The 17319-nt window shown below is 55.8% G+C and carries 12 protein-coding genes; 7 read left to right on the top strand and 5 right to left on the bottom strand.

Annotated elements, in window-relative coordinates; all coding sequences use genetic code 11:
• Positions 1-42 precede the first annotated feature (42 nt).
• The 3 genes from degS to zapG all read right to left on the bottom strand — a co-directional run bounded on the left by degS (position 43) and on the right by zapG (position 3165).
• Positions 43-1101 (bottom strand): outer membrane-stress sensor serine endopeptidase DegS, encoded by a 1059-nt coding sequence (gene degS / locus SERS4_RS0122505; protein ID WP_017894137.1) that lies wholly within the window; start codon positions 1099-1101, stop codon positions 43-45.
• A 96-nt stretch (positions 1102-1197) separates the two neighbouring features.
• Positions 1198-2568, bottom strand: a complete 1371-nt coding sequence (degQ, locus tag SERS4_RS0122500) for a serine endoprotease DegQ (RefSeq protein WP_026142551.1) — start codon at positions 2566-2568, stop codon at positions 1198-1200.
• 195 nt (positions 2569-2763) lie between these two features.
• Positions 2764-3165 (bottom strand): Z-ring associated protein ZapG, encoded by a 402-nt coding sequence (gene zapG, locus SERS4_RS0122495; protein WP_012147047.1) that lies wholly within the window; start codon positions 3163-3165, stop codon positions 2764-2766.
• Positions 3166-3396: 231 nt separating this feature from the next.
• On the opposite strand from zapG, the gene zapE reads away from it, so the two are divergent.
• The 5 genes from zapE (at position 3397) to sspB (ending at position 7121) form a co-directional block, all read left to right on the top strand.
• A complete protein-coding gene (gene zapE / locus SERS4_RS0122490; RefSeq protein WP_017894135.1) occupies positions 3397-4527 on the top strand; it encodes a cell division protein ZapE in 1131 nt (376 codons plus the stop codon).
• A 276-nt stretch (positions 4528-4803) separates the two neighbouring features.
• The gene (rplM, locus tag SERS4_RS0122485; protein ID WP_012147045.1) at positions 4804-5232 is read left to right on the top strand and encodes a 50S ribosomal protein L13; all 429 of its coding nucleotides are present in this window, start codon (positions 4804-4806) and stop codon (positions 5230-5232) included.
• Between the two features lie 15 nt (positions 5233-5247).
• Positions 5248-5640 carry a 30S ribosomal protein S9 gene (rpsI, locus tag SERS4_RS0122480; protein ID WP_012147044.1) on the top strand — a complete coding sequence of 131 codons (393 nt, stop codon included), beginning with the start codon at positions 5248-5250 and terminating at the stop codon, positions 5638-5640.
• Between the two features lie 336 nt (positions 5641-5976).
• Entirely contained in the window at positions 5977-6618 is a 642-nt protein-coding gene (gene sspA / locus SERS4_RS0122475) for a stringent starvation protein SspA (protein WP_012147043.1), read from the top strand.
• Positions 6619-6623: 5 nt separating this feature from the next.
• Complete coding sequence (sspB, locus tag SERS4_RS0122470) at positions 6624-7121, top strand: ClpXP protease specificity-enhancing factor (protein WP_026142550.1); 498 nt, start codon at positions 6624-6626, stop codon at positions 7119-7121.
• Between the two features lie 120 nt (positions 7122-7241).
• On the opposite strand, the gene SERS4_RS0122465 is transcribed toward sspB, so the two are convergent.
• Positions 7242-8660 carry a glutamate synthase small subunit gene (locus SERS4_RS0122465; RefSeq protein WP_012147041.1) on the bottom strand — a complete coding sequence of 473 codons (1419 nt, stop codon included), beginning with the start codon at positions 8658-8660 and terminating at the stop codon, positions 7242-7244.
• A 10-nt stretch (positions 8661-8670) separates the two neighbouring features.
• A complete protein-coding gene (gene gltB / locus SERS4_RS0122460; RefSeq protein ID WP_012147040.1) occupies positions 8671-13131 on the bottom strand; it encodes a glutamate synthase large subunit in 4461 nt (1486 codons plus the stop codon).
• Between the two features lie 693 nt (positions 13132-13824).
• Here gltB and SERS4_RS0122455 point away from each other — a divergent pair.
• Both SERS4_RS0122455 and arcB read left to right on the top strand, forming a co-directional pair.
• A complete protein-coding gene (locus SERS4_RS0122455; RefSeq protein WP_012147039.1) occupies positions 13825-14763 on the top strand; it encodes a TIGR01212 family radical SAM protein in 939 nt (312 codons plus the stop codon).
• A 92-nt stretch (positions 14764-14855) separates the two neighbouring features.
• Entirely contained in the window at positions 14856-17195 is a 2340-nt protein-coding gene (gene arcB, locus SERS4_RS0122450) for an aerobic respiration two-component sensor histidine kinase ArcB (RefSeq protein WP_012147038.1), read from the top strand.
• Positions 17196-17319: the final 124 nt, after the last annotated feature.

The raw sequence follows: 17319 nt of genomic DNA, 5'->3' as shown, positions 1-17319 counted from the left end.
GCGAAAATGCAGTCTTGAGGGCTCGGCTTTGCCGGGCCCTTTTTAATTGGTGTCTTCCGGGAATTCGCCCACGGTCATCTTCAAGGTGATGCGTTTGCCTTCGCGCAACACAATCACCGGAATTTCAGTGCCTGGGCGGATCTCCGCCACCTGGTCCATGGTCTCCAGCACCGAAATCGCCGGTTTGTTGTCGACGTTGATGATCACGTCGTTGATATGGAAGCCGGCGTTGCCTGCCGGCCCATTCGGCGTAATTTCTGTCACGATAATGCCCTGCAGGCGATCGATGCCGGAATTGGACGAGCGCAGGGGAATAATCTCTTTACCCTGAATACCGAAATAACCGCGGATGACGCGGCCGTCACGGATCAGTTTGTCCATAATCTTGGTGGCCAGCTCGATAGGAATGGCGAAGCCCAAACCTTCCGGCGTTTCCCCATCGGTGATTTTATCGTAGGTCAGGGTATTGATGCCGATTAGCTCGCCCAGCGAGTTGACCAGCGCACCGCCCGAGTTGCCGCGGTTAATCGAGGCATCGGTCTGCAGGAAGGTCTGGCGACCGGTGGTGCTCATACTGATGCGGCCGGTAGCGCTGAGGATCCCCTGAGTGACGGTCTGACCGAGATTGAAGGGGTTGCCGATCGCCAGTACTACGTCACCTACGTGCGCGGTGCGAGCCGTGTTTATCGGGATCACCGGCAGGTTGCCCGGATCTATTTTCAGCACTGCCAGATCGGTCAGGCTGTCAGAGCCGACCAGCAACGCTTCGTAGCGGCGGCCATCCTGCAATACAACGGTGATTTGCTGCGCATCTTTGATTACGTGCCGATTGGTCAGGATATAACCGCGATCGTTCATGATCACGCCAGAACCCAAAGACAGTACGTTGGCGGCACCATTCATATTGCGGTTGTAGATATTTACCACGGCAGGTGCGGCGCGGCGCACCGCCTTGTTGTAACTGACCGGCGTTTCATCACGGGTACTTTCATGTTTTTCTGCGAACAGGGTATTGGAAGAACGTAGCACGGGCAGAGCAGCCAGCAGCAGGCCGGCAACGATTAAACCAATAACGACGGAACGCAAGAGCTTAGCAAACATGGAGTTTTAGTACGTGAGATGAAAGATACACGGAGGATAGCATGAGAATACCGGGCGCAGTATGTCACCGGGCCCGGTTTTTAAACAAATTACCGATTAACGCAACAGCAGATAAATGGTTTCGCCGCCGCGTACGATGTTCAGTGCCATCACCGGTGGCTTGGCTTCCAGCACCTTGCGTAAGGTCGTGATGTTTTCAACGCGCTGACGGTTGACGCCAATGATCACATCGTCTTTCTGCAACCCGATCTGCGCGGCTACAGAGCCTTTATCGACTCTATCGATCTTCACGCCTTTGTCACCACTTGGAATGGCGCCGTTGCTCAGTGACACGCCCTGCAAAGCCGGAGAAAGCGTTTCGGCGTTGGTGGAGGCGCCTTCACTGTTATCCAGGGTGACGGAAACTTCCTGCGGCTTGCCGTCGCGCAGCAAGCCAACCTTGATAGTTTTGCCAGGAGCTGTGGTACCGACCTTGGCACGCAGTTCGGCAAAGCTGCTGACGGGCTTGCCATCAACAGAGACCAGAATGTCACCGGCTTTGATGCCGGCCTTGGCAGCGGCAGATTTCGGCAGGACTTCACTGACGAAGGCGCCACGCTGGGTATCTGTATTAAAGGCTTTGGCCATATCGGCGGTCATTTCACTGCCTTTAATGCCCAGCAGGCCGCGTTTCACTTCGCCAAATTCAATCAACTGCTGGCTGAGGTTCTGCGCCATGTTGCTCGGAATGGCAAAGCCGATACCCACGTTGCCGCCGCTTGGCGCCAAAATGGCGGTGTTGATGCCGATTAACTCACCATTGAGGTTAACCAGTGCGCCACCGGAGTTACCGCGGTTGATGGAAGCATCGGTCTGAATGAAGTTTTCCAACCCTTCCAGGTTCAGACCGCTACGACCCAGTGCAGAGATAATACCGGAAGTCGCCGTCTGGCCGAGGCCGAATGGGTTGCCAACGGCCACGGCGAAGTCGCCGACCCGCAGTTGATCGGAGTCCGCCATTTTTATCGCGGTCAGGTTTTTCAAATCGCTGAGCTGCAGCAGGGCAATGTCGGACTGTTCGTCACGTCCCAGCAACTTGGCATCCACTTCACGCCCGTCATTCAACTGTACGCTGATTTTGTCGGCATTGTTGATCACGTGGTTATTGGTCAGCACATAGCCTTTGGCGGCGTCGATGATCACACCAGAACCCAAGCCTTCAAACGGGCGTGAGCTTTGCTGCTGCCCAGGGCCGCCGGGGCCGAAGAAGCGTTTGAGCTCTTCCGGTACCTGCTGGCGCTGCACCTGGGTGCCTTCCACATGCACGCTGACGACAGCGGGCAATACTTTTTCCAACATCGGCGCCAGGCTTGGCAACTGCTGCCCCTGCACGGCGACAGGCATCGCCGCGTTGGCTACCGGTACGGAGGTCAGTGTGAGGCCAATACTCATTGCCAATGCACTAAGAATTAACGACTTTTTATTCATTGATTATAACTCTCTCAATACCTGCCGGTGAAAGGGTGATGATAATGCAGCAGCACTACCATAGTGAAGGGTAAGACCGTGAATTTGCGTGAAAAGTTCACTCAGGTGCCAGCTTTAAGGATAGCTCGGCGTGGGGAAGAAAAAGCATGGGGGAGCAAAAGCCCGTGGAACTGGCCCACGGGCGAAGAACAGCGTTTAGTCGCGGCGCGGACGTTCGCCACGCAGCAGGCCTGATGCGCCTTCTGAGTAATCGCGCGGCATCTCTACCGGCGTCTGATCGTTATCCGCTTCGGCTTCGGTCAGGCGATAGCGGAACGGGTTTTCCTGCATTGGCAGGTCCGGCAGCAGGTTGTTGGAGCTTTTCGCCATGTGCTGATACAGCTGGCGATAGTCGCGTGCCATATTGTCCAGCAGCTCAGCGCTGCGGGCAAAGTGGCCGACCAGCTCCTGGCGATACTCTTCAAGATCGGTTTTGCTCTTGTCCAACTCGTTCTGCAAAACTTGTTGTTGACGTAATTTACGGTTACCAAAACGCATCGCTACCGCACCAATGACGATACCGACCACCAAACCAATCAGCGCATACTCCCAGGTCATGATGACTCCTATTTTGACTTCGTTGTTCCGCAGGGATTTTTCACTTAATAATATCCACTATAACCGTTAACCTTGTCCGAGTGGAATCCTGATGAGCCATGACCTGATTTCTTCAGGGTTTTCAGCGCCGCCCTGAGCGGGTATTTGTAGCGATAAGGGCGCGAAGCCACCCAAAGTTGCCGCGAAAATGGGCTAAATAATTTCTAAGCGTTGTGAAGGAACATCGAACAGATGCAGGCACAATCACCGTTATCACGCTACCAGCGGCTGCTTGCTGCGGGAGAATACCAGGCCGATGAAGTCCAGATGGAGGCCGTGACTCAACTGGATCATATCTATCAGGCATTATTGCAGCAGACGCCGGCTGTCAGTGCGCCGGCCGCGGGCCTGCGCGGCAAACTGAATCGTTGGCTGGGCAAGAGCAGTGAAACGACTCAGCAGCGTCCGGTCCAGGGCTTATATATGTGGGGCGGCGTGGGACGCGGCAAAACCTGGCTAATGGACATGTTCTTCCATAGCCTGCCGGGGGAGCGCAAGCTGCGGCTGCATTTTCACCGTTTTATGCTGCGGGTGCACGAAGAGCTGACCGAACTGCAGGGGCAGGAAAACCCACTTGAAATCATCGCGGATGGTTTCAAGGCACAGACCGATGTGCTGTGTTTCGACGAGTTCTTTGTTTCCGATATTACCGACGCCATGTTGTTGGCAACGTTGTTGCAGGCGCTGTTTGCCCGTGGCATTACGCTGGTGGCGACCTCCAATATCCCGCCGAACGATTTATACCGCAACGGCCTGCAGCGGGCGCGTTTCCTGCCGGCGATCGATCTGATTAACGAATTCTGTGACGTGATGAACGTTGACGCCGGCATTGATTATCGCCTGCGTACCTTGACTCAGGCGCATTTGTACCTGACGCCGCTTGATGAACAGACCCGGCTGACCATGGACCGGATGTTTGTGAAACTGGCCGGCAAGCCAGGAGAGGCGGCGCCGGTATTACAGATCAATCATCGGCCGTTGCAGGCGATCAACGCGGTAGACGGCGTGCTGGCGGTCGATTTTCACACGTTGTGCGAAGAGGCGCGTAGCCAGTTGGACTATATTGCGCTGTCGCGCCTGTACCACAGCGTGATCCTGTATAATGTGCGGGTGATGGGGCCGCTGAAGGAAAATACCGCGCGCCGCTTCCTGGCATTGGTCGATGAATTTTACGAACGTCACGTCAAACTGGTGATCGCTGCCGAAGCGTCGATGTTCGATATTTACCAGGGTGAGCGGTTGAAGTTCGAGTACCAGCGTTGTCTGTCGCGGCTGCAAGAAATGCAGAGCGAAGAGTATCTGAAGTTGCCGCATCTGCCGTGACGTCCAGGGGGACCCAGGCCACTGGCGTCCCCGGTTTTCTGCCATTGGCGTTTAATTGCGTTTCTATTCAAAAAGCGTTCGATCTTTGTGAGCGACTTCTCTATAATCTTGCGACCCCACGTTACAACAAAGTTTTTTTCCCAAAAACTTTTTAGTGCCGGCAATGGCTATTCGAAGGGGTAGGTTTGCTGGACTTGTATGGTCGTGTGAGCCTCAACTGTTTTCGAGCGTTTGGGTGTTCACCAACGTGTAACTAATTATTGGGTAAGCTTTCTAATGAAAACTTTTACAGCTAAACCAGAGAGCGTAAAACGCGACTGGTACGTTGTTGATGCAGATGGTAAAACTTTAGGCCGTCTCGCTACTGAACTGGCTCGTCGTCTGCGCGGCAAGCATAAAGCGGAATACACCCCGCACGTTGATACCGGTGACTACATCATCGTTCTGAACGCAGAAAAAGTTGCTGTAACCGGCAACAAGCGTACAGACAAAGTGTATTACCGTCACACCGGCTACGTCGGTGGTATCAAGCAAGCGACCTTTGAAGAGATGATTGCCCGCAACCCAGAGCGTGTGATTGAAATCGCGGTTAAAGGCATGCTGCCAAAGGGTCCGTTGGGTCGTGCAATGTTCCGTAAACTGAAAGTTTACGCGGGCACCGAGCACACTCACGCGGCACAGCAACCGCAAGTTCTTGACATCTAATCGGGATTATAGGCAATGGCTGAAAATCAATACTACGGCACTGGTCGCCGCAAAAGCTCCGCCGCTCGCGTTTTCATCAAGCCGGGCAGTGGTAACATCGTAATTAACCAGCGTAGTCTGGAACAGTACTTCGGTCGCGAAACTGCCCGCATGGTAGTTCGTCAACCGTTGGAACTGACCGACATGGTTGGTAAGTTTGACCTGTACATCACCGTTAAAGGTGGTGGTATCTCTGGTCAGGCTGGCGCTATCCGTCACGGTATCACCCGTGCACTGATGGAGTACGACGAGACTCTGCGCGGTGAATTGCGTAAAGCTGGCTTCGTTACTCGTGACGCCCGTCAGGTTGAACGTAAGAAAGTCGGCCTGCGTAAAGCACGTCGTCGTCCGCAGTTCTCCAAGCGTTAATTTTTTACTGCCTCGGCAGTGGAATTTACGCCAAAAACCCGGTGCTTCACCGGGTTTTTTTATGCCTGAAAATCAACTTGTCGCTACTAAAATCTTTGGTATATCAGACAATTCAATACGAAATCACCGCACAGCCCCCACAAAACAAGCAAAATCTGGTAAACTATCATCCACTTTTGCGCCTGTTCGCCATGCAGCAGTTATCAGTCTACCTCCGAGGCCGTTTTTATGACCTAAGGTTTCGCTGCAAGTTGCTGGCCTGCGGTCAAGATCATTCAGGATAGCAGCCTGTCAGTTGGCTATTCGCAGTATTTTCTAGATAACTTGGAGGTTTTCATGGCTGTCGCTGCCAACAAACGTTCGGTAATGACGCTGTTCTCTGGCCCGACCGACATTTTTAGCCATCAAGTACGTATCGTACTGGCGGAGAAAGGTGTCAGCGTTGAGATTGAGCAGGTTGAGTTGGATAACCTGCCGCAGGATCTGATTGACCTCAACCCGTACCAGACGGTGCCTACCCTGGTCGATCGCGAACTGACCCTGTATGAATCCCGTATCATCATGGAATACCTCGATGAGCGTTTCCCGCACCCACCATTGATGCCGGTCTACCCGGTTGCTCGTGGTGAGAGCCGCCTGATGATGCTGCGTATCGAGAAAAACTGGTATTCGCTGATGTACAAAATCGAGCAGAGCAACGGTCAGGAAGCTGAATCAGCTCGCCGTCAACTGCGCGAAGAACTGCTGGCGATTGCCCCTATCTTTGGTCAGACCCCGTACTTCATGAGCGAAGAGTTCAGCCTGGTGGATTGCTACCTGGCGCCGCTGCTGTGGCGTTTGCCGCAGTTGGGCATTGAACTGAGCGGTGCCGGTTCCAAAGAGCTGAAAGGCTACATGACTCGCGTGTTCGAGCGTGACGCCTTCCTGGCCTCCCTGACCGAAGCCGAGCGCGAAATGCGCCTGCAGACTCGGGGCTAAGCGTTATGGATATGTCTCAGATGACTCCGCGCCGTCCGTATCTGCTGCGAGCTTTCTATGACTGGCTGTTGGACAATCAGTTGACTCCGCACCTGGTGGTGGATGTGACGCGCCCTGACGTTCTGGTGCCTATGGAATTCGCCCGTGATGGTCAGATCGTTCTGAACATCGCGCCGCGTGCTGTGGGCAACCTGGAGTTAGGCAACGACGAAGTGCATTTCAACGCACGTTTCGGTGGTGTACCGCGTGAAGTCTCGGTGCCAATGGCAGCGGTGCTGGCGATTTATGCCCGTGAGAACGGTGCAGGCACCATGTTCGAACCGGAAGCCGCTTATGAAGCGGAAGGCACGTTTGAAGGTTTGGACAATGAGACGATCCCTTCGGAAAGCCTGATGTCGGTGATTGATGGCGATCGCCCCGATCTGGATGAAGGTAACGATCCAGACGACGAGCCGCCACCGCCACCACGTGGTGGCCGCCCGGCACTGCGCGTGGTGAAATAATCCCGCAGCGGTGAACAGTAAAGGTCGCTTCGGCGACCTTTTTTATGGCCTGCGCCCCGGGAAAAAACAAAGGGCCCGGCAGATCACCTGCGGGCCCTTTGGGGAAAAGCCGATGGAAGATTAGACTTCCAGGTAGCTCATGATGCCATCGGCAGCTTTACGACCTTCGGCAATCGCCGTTACCACCAGATCCGACCCGCGCACCGCATCGCCACCGGCGAAGATTTTCGGGTTGCTGGTCTGGAAGGCATTATCGGTGCTTTCCGGTGCCACAATGCGGCCCTGTTTGTCGAGCTCCACATCGTGCGCGGCCAGCCAGTCCATCTGGTGCGGACGGAAACCAAAGGCCATAACCACCGCATCGGCATCAATGATGTGCTCGGAACCAGGTACCTGCTCAGCAATCTGGCGGCCGTTGGCATCCGGTGCACCCAACTGGGTACGAACCATTTTCACTCCGGCCACGCGACCGGCGCTGTTGAGTTCGATGCTCAGCGGCTGCAGGTTGAATTTGAAATCAACCCCTTCCTCACGCGCGTTTTTCACTTCGCGTTTGGAGCCTGGCATGTTGGCTTCATCACGGCGGTAGGCGCAGATAACGTCGGTTGCCCCCTGGCGAATAGAGGTACGCACGCAGTCCATCGCGGTGTCACCACCGCCCAGCACCACCACACGTTTACCTTCCATGCTGACATAAGGCTCGTGCTGCTCGGCCTGATAGCCCATCAACTGCTTGGTGTTGGCGATCAGGAACGGCAGGGCGTCATAGACCCCCGGCGCATCCTCGTTCTCCAGGCCACCGCGCATTGACTGATAGGTACCGACGCCGAGGAACACCGCGTCATAATCACTCAGCAGCGTCTCCATGGTGATGTCTTTGCCCACTTCGGTATTGAGTTGGAACTCAATGCCCATCTCGCTGAAGATGCCACGGCGCTTCACCATCACTTCTTTTTCCAGCTTGAAGGCCGGGATCCCGAAGGTTAGCAGGCCGCCGATCTCCGGGTGACGATCGTAAACCACCGCTTTCACGCCGTTACGGGTCAGTACATCGGCACAGGCCAGGCCTGCCGGGCCGGCCCCGATCACCGCCACGCGTTTACCGGTAGGCAGCACGTGAGACATGTCCGGTTTCCAGCCCATCTCAATCGCTTTATCGCTGATATAGCGTTCGATGTTGCCGATGGTCACCGCACCGAACTCGTCGTTCAGGGTACAGGAACCTTCACACAGACGATCCTGCGGGCAGACGCGACCGCACACTTCCGGCAGGCTGTTGGTCTGGTGCGCCAGATCCGCTGCCTCCATGATGCGGCCTTCATTCGCCAGCTTCAGCCAGTTCGGGATGTAGTTGTGAACCGGGCATTTCCATTCGCAATAAGGGTTACCGCAGGACAGACAACGGTCCGCCTGCGCCTTCGCCTGACTTTCCGAAAACGGCTCGTAAATCTCTACAAACTCAATTTTACGGATCTTGAGCGGTTTCTTTGGCGGATCAACGCGCTGCAGGTCGATAAATTGATAAACATTCTGACTCATTAATGACCTCTTACTGCGCCTGAACCCGCAGCTCTGCAGCGGTTCGACTACGGTGACCCAACAATGCTTTGACATCACTGGACTTCGGCTTGACCAGAGCGAACTTCGGTGCCCATTCCGGCCAGTTGGCCAGGATCTCTTCCGCACGCGAAGAACCTGTCGCCTGGACGTGCTCGGTAATCAAGCCGCGCAGGTGCTCTTCATGGATAGCCAGTTGTTCGACATCCAACACTTCCACCAACTCTGGATTCACACGTTTGCGGAACTCGCCGTCTTCATCCAGCACGTAGGCGAAGCCGCCGGTCATGCCCGCACCAAAGTTGATGCCGGTTTTGCCCATTACGCAGACAATACCGCCGGTCATGTATTCACAACCGTTGTCACCGATACCTTCGACGACGGTGATGGCACCGGAGTTACGCACGGCAAAGCGTTCGCCTGCCCGGCCAGCGGCGAACAACTTGCCGCCGGTCGCACCATATAAACAGGTATTACCTATGATGCTGGCTTCGTGGCTGCGGAACGCAGAACCAATCGGCGGACGTACCGCGATACGGCCACCGGCCATGCCTTTACCAACGTAGTCGTTGGCGTCGCCGGTCAGGGTCAGTTCAACCCCACCCGCATTCCAGACGCCGAAACTCTGGCCGGCAGTACCGGAGAAGTACGCCTTGATCGGGTCGGCAGCCATGCCCTGATCGCCGTGCACGGTAGCGATAGCCCCGGACAGGGTGGCGCCCACCGAACGGTCGGTATTGCGGATATCGAAGTAGAAAGCCTTGCTTTGTCTGGCTTCGATATGCGGTTGCGCCTGCGCCAGCAGATCTTTGTTCATCAACCCCTGGTCGAACGGCGGGTTGCTGCTTTCGGTGCAGTACAGCGCCTTGCCCGGATGCGGCGTGGCGGTTTGCAGCAACGGTGACAGATCCAGCTTGTTCTGCTTGGCAGAAATGCCATCCAGCTCGGTCAGGAACTCAGTGCGGCCAATCAGATCTACCAGTTGGCTGACACCCAGTTGCGCCATAATCTCGCGGGTTTCACGGGCGATAAACTGGAAGTAGTTAACCACACGTTCCGGCAGGCCGTGGTAGTGATCGCGGCGCAGTTTTTCATCCTGAGTTGCTACGCCGGTAGCGCAGTTATTCAGGTGACAGATACGCAGATATTTACAGCCCAGCGCCACCATAGGGCCGGTACCGAAGCCAAAGCTTTCCGCACCGAGGATCGCCGCTTTGACGATATCCACGCCGGTTTTCAGGCCGCCGTCTACCTGCAAGCGGATTTTATGGCGCAGGCCGTTAGCCACCAGCGCCTGCTGTGTTTCCACCAGACCCAGTTCCCACGGACAGCCGGCGTATTTTACCGAAGACAGTGGGCTGGCGCCGGTACCGCCGTCGTAGCCGGCAATGGTGATCAGGTCGGCATAGGCTTTCGCCACGCCGGTGGCAATGGTACCCACGCCCGGTTCTGACACCAGTTTCACCGAAATCATCGCCTTCGGGTTGACCTGTTTCAGGTCGAAAATCAACTGCGCCAGATCTTCGATCGAGTAGATGTCGTGGTGCGGCGGTGGCGATATCAGGGTCACGCCCGGTACCGAGTAACGCAGCTTGGCGATATAAGGGGTCACCTTGTCGCCCGGCAACTGGCCGCCTTCACCCGGCTTGGCCCCTTGCGCCACTTTAATTTGGATCACATCGGCATTTACCAGGTAGGCCGGAGTCACGCCGAAACGGCCGGATGCCACCTGCTTGATGCGTGACACCTTGTTGGTGCCGTAACGTGCCGGATCTTCGCCGCCTTCACCGGAGTTGGAGAAGCCGCCGAGGCTGTTCATGGCAATCGCCAGCGACTCATGCGCTTCCGGGCTCAGGGCGCCGATAGACATGGCCGCGGTATCGAAGCGTTTGAACAGCGATTCTGCCGGTTCAACCTGATCGACCGGGATTGGCGTGCCTTTCGGCGTGATGGCCAACAGGTCGCGCAGCATTGCCACCGGGCGTTCATTCACCAGCTTGGCGTAAGTCTGATAGTCGCTGTATTTGCCGCTGTGGACCGCGGTTTGCAGCGTGCTCACCACGTCAGGGTTGTACGCATGGTACTCGCCGTCGTGGACGAACTTCAGCAGGCCGCCTTGTTCCAGCGGTTTGCGTTTCAGCCAGGCACGCTTGGACAGGTTCTGCAGATCCTGTTGGATGTCACTGAAGCTGGCACCGCCGATACGGCTGACCACGCCCTGGAAGCACAGATCGGACAAATCGCGATGCAGACCGACGGCCTCGAACAGTTTGGCGCAGCGGTAAGAGGCAATGGTCGAGATGCCCATTTTGGACATGATCTTGTACAGGCCTTTGTTGATGCCGTTACGGTAGTTCAGCATCACTTCACGGTATTTCTTGTCGATTGCCTGGGTATCTACCAGTTTGGCCAGGGTTTCGTAGGCCAGGTACGGGTAGACCGCCGTTGCACCGAAGCCCAGCAATACGGCGAAATGGTGTGGATCGCGGGCGCTGGCGGTTTCAACAATAATGTTGGCGTCGCAACGCAGGCTCTTTTCAACCAGACGGGTCTGGATCGCCCCTACGGCCATCGGTGCAGGCACCGGCAGACGGCTGGTGGAGATCGCGCGGTCGGACAATACCAGCAGCACGGCGCCGTCGCGGACTTTGCGTTCCGCTTCGTCGCACAGGGCGCGGATGGTCTGCTCCAAATCCTGCTCCGCCGGATCAAAGGTCAGATCAAGCGTATCGGCGCGATAGTATTCGCCTTCCAGCGTGGTGAGCTGTTTGAAGTCGGAGTACAGCAGGATCGGCGATTTGAAGCTTAAACGGTGTGCCTGGCCTTCGGCCTCGCAGAACACGTTCATTTCGCGGCCGATGCTGGTCGCCAGCGACATCACATGCGCTTCACGCAGCGGGTCGATCGGTGGGTTGGTCACCTGGGCGAACTGCTGACGGAAATAGTCATAAATAATGCGTGGACGGCTGGAGAGCACGGCGAATGGGGTATCGTCACCCATTGAACCCGTGGCTTCCTGGCCAATCTCACCCAGCACGCGGATCACCTGATCCAGTTCTTCGCTGCTGTAGCCAAACTGTTTCTGGTAAGTCTCAAGCTGCGAGTCGTCAAGCTCACGGCTGCCAACCTGATCGGCCGGTAGATCTTCGAATGGCACCAGACGTTTGACGTTCTTTTCCATCCACTCTTTATACGGATGGCGGCTTTTCAGATCGTCGTCGGTCTCGGCGGAGTGCAGGATCCTGCCGCTGCGGGTGTCGATCACCATCAGTTCGCCAGGGCCCACGCGGCCTTTCTCTACCACTTCATCGGGTTGGTAATCCCAGATACCGACTTCCGAGGCGCAGGTGATCAGCTTGTCTTTGGTGATGACGTAGCGCGCCGGACGCAGGCCGTTACGGTCCAGGTTACAGGCAGCGTAGCGGCCGTCGGACATCACGATGCCGGCAGGGCCGTCCCACGGCTCCATGTGCATCGAGTTGAAGTCGAAGAAGGCGCGTAGATCGGTGTCCATATCCGGGTTGTTCTGCCAGGCCGGCGGCACCAGCAGGCGCATGGCACGGATCAGATCCATCCCGCCCGCCAGCAGCAGTTCCAGCATGTTATCCAGCGAACTGGAGTCGGAGCCGGTTTCGTTAACGAAGGGTGCTGCAGTCTGCAAATCCGGGATCAGCGGCGTCTGGAATTTATAAGTACGGGCACGCGCCCACTGACGGTTGCCGGTGATGGTGTTGATCTCGCCGTTGTGCGCCAGATAGCGGAACGGCTGCGCCAGCGGCCAGCGTGGCACGGTGTTGGTGGAAAAACGCTGGTGGAACAGGCAAATGGCCGATTCCAGGCGCAGATCCGCCAAATCAAGATAGAAACGCGGCAGATCCGCAGGCATGCACAGGCCTTTATAGATCGTCACCAGATTCGAGAAGCTGCAGACGTAGAAGCTGTCGTCCTGGACGCGCTTCTCGATACGGCGACGCGCGATAAACAGGCGGCGTTCCATATCACGCGGACGCCAACCGGCCGGGGCGTTAACGAAGATTTGTTCAATGCGTGGCAGAGAAGAGAGGGCGATCTCACCCAATACGTCCGGGTTGGTCGGCACTTCACGCCAGCCGACTACCGACAGCGTTTCATTCTGCAGCTCTTCTTCGACAATGCGGCGGCTGGCACGGGCTTCCTCTTCGTTCTGGCTGAGGAACATCATGCCAACGGCGTAGTTCTTGGCTAAACGCCAGCTGCGCTCTTCTGCGACCATGCGGAAGAAGCGATCGGGCTTTTGCAATAACAGGCCGCAACCGTCGCCAGTCTTGCCGTCAGCAAGGATTGCGCCACGGTGCTGCATACGGGCAAGTGCGTGAATAGCGGTACGCACCACCTTATGGCTAGGTTCGCCTTCTATGTGGGCGATCAGGCCGAAACCACAGTTGTCCCGCTCTTGGGATTTATCGTACAACATATCAGTGAACCTCCCCAGGCTCTGCGTGACTCTCACAACCCACTGCGAGCGGCTTCTTAATTTCAGGCAGAAGTCCAATCAGCAAGGTTAATAGCGCCGATCTGCTTTTCCGCCCTCCGTTAATGGCCTCTCGTGACGGTTCTCACAAGTGGTAAATGACTTGTTTTAAGAGGGAGTCTTAAATTACTGCATAAATATGACGAGACGTTTGCCCGTCCAGAAAGCTTCCAGCGGACTTCCAACTTAGCGAGAAAGAATACGCAGGTCAACTATAGGCCTAAGGGGGTTTCTTATGGGATTTTTTGCGCTCAATTAATTGATATTTAATATGTTATATCCGTTTTTGAGCTTGTGCAGGAGAGCAGTAACCCCCGGAGAAATGTGAGCTGTCTCACTATAGTGCAACGCCTGAATCTCTGCACCATGCTAGTGCGGGTGGGAATGTCGGAATTTTATTCTAATAAGTTATTCTTTTTCGTTGTTTATAACTATTTTTCATCGCTTTGTCATATTGACGTGAACGGTTGCGTGAGAATAAGAAAAATTCATCTCGGCCAGAGTGATTTTATTTGCATTTATAATGAATAGTTATGCCTGGTGAAGCCTTGCGGGGAAAGCGTTGATCTCTGTCATCGCGGGAAAAGCCGTTTCTTATTAGCATCACGGGCTTTGAGCACAGAGACTCCCAAGATTATGCAGTTGCCGCAATTAGTCAATATGTTTGGCGCCGATCTTCAGCGCCGCTACGGTGAAAAGATCCATAAACTCACGCTGCATGGCGGTTTCAGTTGCCCGAACCGCGATGGCACGCTTGGGCGCGGCGGCTGTACCTTTTGCAATGTAGCCTCTTTCGCCGATGAACAGATGCAGCAACAAAGTATCGCCGAGCAGTTGGCGCTGCAGGCGGTCAGGGTCAACCGCGCCAAGCGCTATCTGGCCTATTTCCAGGCTTATACCAGTACTTATGCCGAAGTGAGCCTGCTGGCACAGATGTATCGGCAGGCGCTGGCGCAGGCGGATATGGTCGGTATCTGCGTCGGCACGCGCCCGGACTGTGTACCGCCCGCCGCGCTGGATCTGCTGGCGGGTTACCTTGAACAGGGCTATGAGGTGTGGCTGGAGTTGGGGCTACAGACCGCGCACGATAAAACTCTGAAACGCATCAATCGCGGCCATGATTTCTCCTGTTATCAGCACACCGCTCGGCTGGCGCGTGAACGCGGGTTGAAGGTCTGCAGCCATCTGATTGTTGGGCTGCCAGGGGAAACGGCCGCCGACCATCTGTCGACCCTGCAACAGGTGGTGGACAGCGGGGTGGACGGCATCAAGCTGCACCCGCTGCATATCGTGACCGGCAGCACCCTGGCGCGGGCCTGGCAGGCTGGGCGCTTGCCTGAGCTGGCGCTCGAGGAGTATGCCTGCAGCGCCGGTGAGATGATCCGCCATACGCCGAAAGAGGTGGTATATCACCGCATCTCCGCCAGTGCCCGCCGGCCGACGCTGTTGGCACCATTATGGTGCGAAAACCGTTGGAACGGCATGCAGGCGGTGGGGGGCTATCTGCAACGCCATGGCGGCCAGGGCAGCGCATTGGAAGAAAAGCAGCAATATCGCCCTTGCGCACTGTTTTGATTTGCAATCTTTCCCACACTTCGGCGTTTGCTTTCTTATCTCACCGGGGTTTTACGGTATGATTTACAAGATTCTGTCTGATGGGAGCGGCTATGAAGCAAATCCGGGTGTTAGCCCAGTACTACGTTGATTTAATGGTAAAACTGGGGCTAGTGCGCTTTTCGCTGCTGCTGGCATCGGCGCTGGTGGTGCTGGCGATGGTGGTACAGATGGCGGTCACCATGCTGCTGCGCGGGGAAGTAGAAAGCATAGACGTGGTGCGTTCTATCTTCTTCGGCCTGCTGATTACGCCATGGGCGGTCTACTTTCTGTCGGTGGTGGTCGAACAGCTTGAGGAGTCGCGCCAGCGCCTGACGCGGCTGGTGGATAAGCTCGAAGAGATGCGCCACCGCGACCTGGAGCTGAACCAACAGCTTAAGGACAACATCAGCCAACTGAATCAGGAAATTGCCGACCGTATCAAGGCGGAAGAAGAACGTCAGCAGGTGATGGACAAACTGACGGGAGAGATGGAGCAGCGTGAACTGGCGCAGATCGAACTGGGCCAGCAGTCGGCGCTGTTGCGCTCCTTCCTCGACGCCTCACCGGATCTGGTCTATTACCGCAACGAAGACAAAGAGTTCTCTGGTTGTAACCGGGCGATGGAACTGCTGACCGGCAAAAGCGAAAAGCAGCTGATCGGTCTGACGCCTTTTGACGTCTACGGTGAGGAAATTGCCGAGAAGGTAATCGAAACCGACGAGAAAGTGTTCCGTCACAACGTCTCACTGACCTACGAACAGTGGCTGGTTTACCCGGATGGTCGCAAGGCCTGTTTTGAGCTGCGCAAGGTGCCGTTTTACGACCGCGTGGGCAAACGCCACGGCCTTATGGGCTTTGGCCGCGATATAACCGAACGTAAGCGCTATCAGGACGCGCTGGAGAATGCCAGCAGGGACAAGACTACCTTCATCTCAACGATCAGCCACGAGCTTCGTACGCCGCTTAACGGCATCGTCGGCCTGAGTCGCATTCTGCTCGATACCGAATTAAACGACGAACAGCTGAAATACCTCAAAACCATCCATGTCAGCGCCATCACGCTGGGTAATATCTTCAATGACATTATCGAGATGGACAAACTCGAGCGCCGTAAAGTGCAGCTCGACAATCAACCGGTGGACTTTACCGGCTTCCTGGCCGATTTGGAAAACCTCTCCGGCCTGCTGGTGCAGCCGAAAGGGCTGCAGTTTGTGATGGAGCCGCAGCAACCGCTGCCGCAACAAATCATCGCCGATGGTACCCGCCTGCGGCAGATCCTGTGGAACCTGATCGGCAACGCGGTGAAGTTTACCCCGCAGGGGCAAATCGTGGTGCGGGTGCGGCGTGAAGAGCAGGATCGGCTGGTGTTTGAAGTGGAAGACTCCGGCATGGGCATTCCGCAGGATGAACAGGACAAGATCTTCGCCATGTATTATCAGGTGAAGGATCAGCACGGCGGCCGTCCGGCAACCGGTACCGGCATTGGGCTGGCGGTTTCCAAGCGGCTGGCGCAGAGCATGGGCGGCGATATCACCGTCAGCAGCGTACAGGGGCAGGGTTCTTGCTTCACCTTATCCATCAAGGCACCGGCGGTGCAGGAAGTGGAAAGTGAAACCGCAGTTGAAGAGGAACTGCCATTGCCGGCGCTGCATATCCTGCTGGTGGAAGATATTGAGCTGAATGTGATTGTGGCGCGTTCGGTACTGGAAAAACTGGGTAACAGCGTTGAAGTGGCGATGAACGGCCAGGATGCGCTGGCCATGTTTGATCCGGACGAGTTCGATTTGGTGCTGTTGGACATCCAGTTGCCGGATATGACCGGGCTGGATATCGCCCGGATATTGCGTGAACGCTATGCCGGGCAGGCGCTGCCACCGCTGGTTGCGCTGACTGCCAACGTGCTGAAAGACAAAAAAGAGTACCTCGACGCGGGAATGGACGATGTGCTGAGCAAGCCGCTGTCGGTACCGGCGCTGACCAAAGTGATTAAACATTACTGGGATCATCAACCCTCTCACACCACAAAGAAAACGGAGCAAAAGACGATGAAGATTAATGAGTCTTTACTGGATACCACCATGCTGGAACAGTATATGGACCTGGTGGGGCCGCAGTTGATTCATCAAAGCCTGGAGATGTTTGAGCAGATGATGCCGGGTTATCTGGCAGTGCTGGATTCCAACATGACGGCGCGCGACCAGAAAGGCATCACGGAAGAGGGGCATAAAATCAAAGGTGCCGCCGGCTCGGTTGGCCTGCGTCATCTGCAACAAATTGCGCAGCAAATTCAAACTCCGACGCTGCCGGCATGGTGGGATAACGTGCAAGATTGGGTTGATGAGTTGAAGCTGGAATGGCGCAACGATGTGCAGGTACTGCGTGAGTGGGTAGCGGAAGCTGAAAAAAAATGACCCCGACCTAGGCCGGGGTGCGCGAATATTGCGCCAACACCAGGGAAATTGTGAACCTGCGTATTGGTTTTAATGTTCTGGTCGAGCAGGTTGTAGAGAATTCCTAAACATCATACAGCCAACA

The sequence above is a fragment of the Serratia sp. S4 genome (assembly GCF_000347995.1).
Classification (GTDB): domain Bacteria; phylum Pseudomonadota; class Gammaproteobacteria; order Enterobacterales; family Enterobacteriaceae; genus Serratia; species Serratia quinivorans.
The sequence above is the reverse complement of the archived record's forward strand: the minus strand, read 5'-3'. Positions and strand labels throughout refer to the sequence as shown.

Coding starts and splice junctions, on each gene's coding strand:
- rpsI (WP_012147044.1), top strand. CDS start 5,248: ATGGCTGAAAATCAATACTACGGCACTGGTCGCCGCAAAAGCTCCGCC.
- arcB (WP_012147038.1), top strand. CDS start 14,856: ATGAAGCAAATCCGGGTGTTAGCCCAGTACTACGTTGATTTAATGGTA.
- SERS4_RS0122455 (WP_012147039.1), top strand. CDS start 13,825: ATGCAGTTGCCGCAATTAGTCAATATGTTTGGCGCCGATCTTCAGCGC.
- SERS4_RS0122465 (WP_012147041.1), bottom strand. CDS start 8,660: ATGAGTCAGAATGTTTATCAATTTATCGACCTGCAGCGCGTTGATCCG.
- degS (WP_017894137.1), bottom strand. CDS start 1,101: ATGTTTGCTAAGCTCTTGCGTTCCGTCGTTATTGGTTTAATCGTTGCC.
- zapG (WP_012147047.1), bottom strand. CDS start 3,165: ATGACCTGGGAGTATGCGCTGATTGGTTTGGTGGTCGGTATCGTCATT.
- zapE (WP_017894135.1), top strand. CDS start 3,397: ATGCAGGCACAATCACCGTTATCACGCTACCAGCGGCTGCTTGCTGCG.
- rplM (WP_012147045.1), top strand. CDS start 4,804: ATGAAAACTTTTACAGCTAAACCAGAGAGCGTAAAACGCGACTGGTAC.
- degQ (WP_026142551.1), bottom strand. CDS start 2,568: ATGAATAAAAAGTCGTTAATTCTTAGTGCATTGGCAATGAGTATTGGC.
- sspB (WP_026142550.1), top strand. CDS start 6,624: ATGGATATGTCTCAGATGACTCCGCGCCGTCCGTATCTGCTGCGAGCT.
- sspA (WP_012147043.1), top strand. CDS start 5,977: ATGGCTGTCGCTGCCAACAAACGTTCGGTAATGACGCTGTTCTCTGGC.
- gltB (WP_012147040.1), bottom strand. CDS start 13,131: ATGTTGTACGATAAATCCCAAGAGCGGGACAACTGTGGTTTCGGCCTG.